This is a genomic window from Saccharopolyspora sp. NPDC002686, from assembly GCF_040295745.1.
Taxonomy (GTDB): domain Bacteria; phylum Actinomycetota; class Actinomycetes; order Mycobacteriales; family Pseudonocardiaceae; genus Saccharopolyspora; species Saccharopolyspora oryzae.
This window is the reverse complement of the sequence record NZ_JBEOVY010000599.1, coordinates 1-2,247: the sequence shown is the minus strand read 5'-3', so window position 1 is coordinate 2,247 and position 2,247 is coordinate 1. Positions and strand designations below refer to the sequence as shown.

Sequence of the window (2,247 nt, the reverse complement as noted above, 5' to 3'; positions counted from 1 at the left end):
TCCACTGCGGAGCAGTGGACGGAGGCCGAGAAGGCGGAGCAGGCCGAGAGCGCGAAGCGCGGCTGACCGACCAAGGCGAAGGGCGCCTGCTGCCGACCAGAACGGCAGCAGGCGCCCTTTTTCACACCCACACTCCCCGAACCCTGCGACAGTTGCGCCGCCGCGTCGTCAGGGGAACGCAAATTCAATGGAAATCAGACGTCCAATTTCCATTGAATTTGCGGAAGTCCTCCGCAGGTGAGCCGAATTGTCCACAGTGGCCGGTGGGGCGGAACCTGGGTTCGGCGGGGGCGTTTCCGCAGGTGGCGGGTCGTGAGTACTTCGGGGTGCTGGAGCACCCCGAAGTACTCACGAGCCCTGACCAGGCGGAACGTTGATCAGTAGAGGTAGCGCTGGCCCGGATCGACCTTGACGTGGAGGAGGGTCGGGCCCTCCTTGGCTTCGGCGAACTCCTCGGCCAGGGCCGAGGAGAGCTGCTCCGGGGTTTCGACCAGCTTGGACGGGCAGCCGAGGCTCGACGCCAGGGCCGCGAAGTCGATGCCGCCGAGCTCGACGCCGGGGAGCTTGCTGCCGCCCGCCGCCTCGCCCAGGACCGCCACCGCCGCGTAGCGCGAGTTGTCCATGATCACGAAGGTGACCGGCGCCTGCTCCTGCACCGCGGTCCAGACCGACTGGATGCCGTACATGCTGGAGCCGTCGCCCAGCAGCGCCACCGTGCGGCGGCTCATGTCGGCCATGCCGACGCCGACCGCCGCGCAGATGCCGTAGCCGAGCGCGCCGGAGAAGCCGGTGAAGAACCCGCCGTCGGTGGAGCGGATCGGGAAGTGCTCGTGCAGGTCGTTGCGGTGGCTGGGGGTTTCCTCCACCACCGCCGCGTCCGCGGGCAACGCCTCGGCGATCGCGTCGAACACGTACGCCGCGGACATCGGCGTCCCCGCCGACGGCTTCTCCGGCCGCGAGTAGCTCTTCGGCGCGCTGCGCTGCACGTCCTCGACCTGCGCGTTGACCTGGCGGACCGCGTGCCCCAGCGTGCCCAGCACGCCGCGCCCCTCGCGGGCGCGGGCCAGCACCTCGGGGTCGTCGTGCACCAGGAACATCTCCGGCAGCTCGACCTCGCTCTCCCCGCGGTACACGTGGTAGGTGAACGCCGGGGCGCCCCACACCACGACCAGGTCGTACTCGGCCAGCTCCGCGGTGAGCGCCCGCTGCTCGGGCTGCAGGAAACCGGCGAACTGCGGGTGGTCCTCGGGGAAGGAGCAGCGCGGCGACATCGGCGCCACCAGCACGGCCGCCTTCGACTTCTCCGCCAGCTCCACCATCTCGTCGACCACCTGGTCGCCGTCCACCGCGGGTCCGACCACGAACGCCGGGCGCTCGCACTTGCCCAGCGCCTCGGCCAGTTCCGAGATCGCCGCCGGGTCCGGCGCGAAGCCGGGAGTCCGCGGGCGCGCGGGCACCGGAACGCCGGGCTGGTCCCAGTCGTCGGCCGGGATGGACAGGAACACCGGGCCGTAAGGCGGCGTGGTGGCCAGCTGGTAGGCGCGCACCAGCGCGGCGGGGACGTCCTCGGCGCGAGCGGGCTCGTAGCTCCACTTCACGTACGGCTGAGGGAAGTTCGGCGCGTCGGTGGCGCCGAGGAACGGTTCGCCGAACATCAGGCTGCGGGTCTGCTGACCGGCCGTGATGATCATCGGGGTGCGGTTGCGGTGAGCGGTGAAGATCGCGCCCAGCGCGTGCCCCACCCCGCCCGCGGAGTGCAGGTTGACCAGCACCGGCTCGCGGCGCGCCTGCGCGTAACCGTCGGCCATCGCGACCACCGCGGACTCCTGCAGGCCGAGCACGTACCGGAAGTCGTCCGGCCAGCCGGTCAGGAACGGCACCTCCGTGGTGCCCGGGTTGCCGAACACCGTCGTCAACCCGAGTTCCCGAATGAGCGTCCGGGTGATGTCACGGACCGTGCTGTCCTCGCTGCGCACCGAAGCCTCCCTCATCGTTGCAGCACCCCCGCTCACCTGCGAGGTTTCCCTGCAACGACATCACATCGGGAAGTCCGGAACCAGATCGCGTTGGTCACTCTGCGAAGCGCTCGCCCCAGCTGTTGCGCGCGGACCTGCGACGACCGGAAGCGCGGCCGGCCGGGGTGTCCTAAGACACCTGCGGGGGTGGGGGGGGGGTGGGAGAGGCCACCCCCCCGCACCCCCCCACAGCCCCCAAAATCGGGGGGGGGGCGGTTAAGAAGACGGGACG

The 2,247-nt window shown here is 70.7% G+C and carries 1 protein-coding gene; it reads right to left on the bottom strand.

Features of this window, described 5'->3' with window-relative positions; translation table 11 throughout:
* Positions 1-377: 377 nt before the first annotated feature.
* Positions 378-1,991, bottom strand: coding sequence for a benzoylformate decarboxylase (mdlC, locus tag ABTZ89_RS38100; protein ID WP_351054210.1), 1,614 nt, complete (start codon positions 1,989-1,991; stop codon positions 378-380).
* Between the last annotated feature and the right edge of the window lie 256 nt (positions 1,992-2,247).

Excerpts from the sequence above, each read along its gene's own strand:
- mdlC (WP_351054210.1), bottom strand. The coding sequence starts at position 1,991 with ATGAGGGAGGCTTCGGTGCGCAGCGAGGACAGCACGGTCCGTGACATC.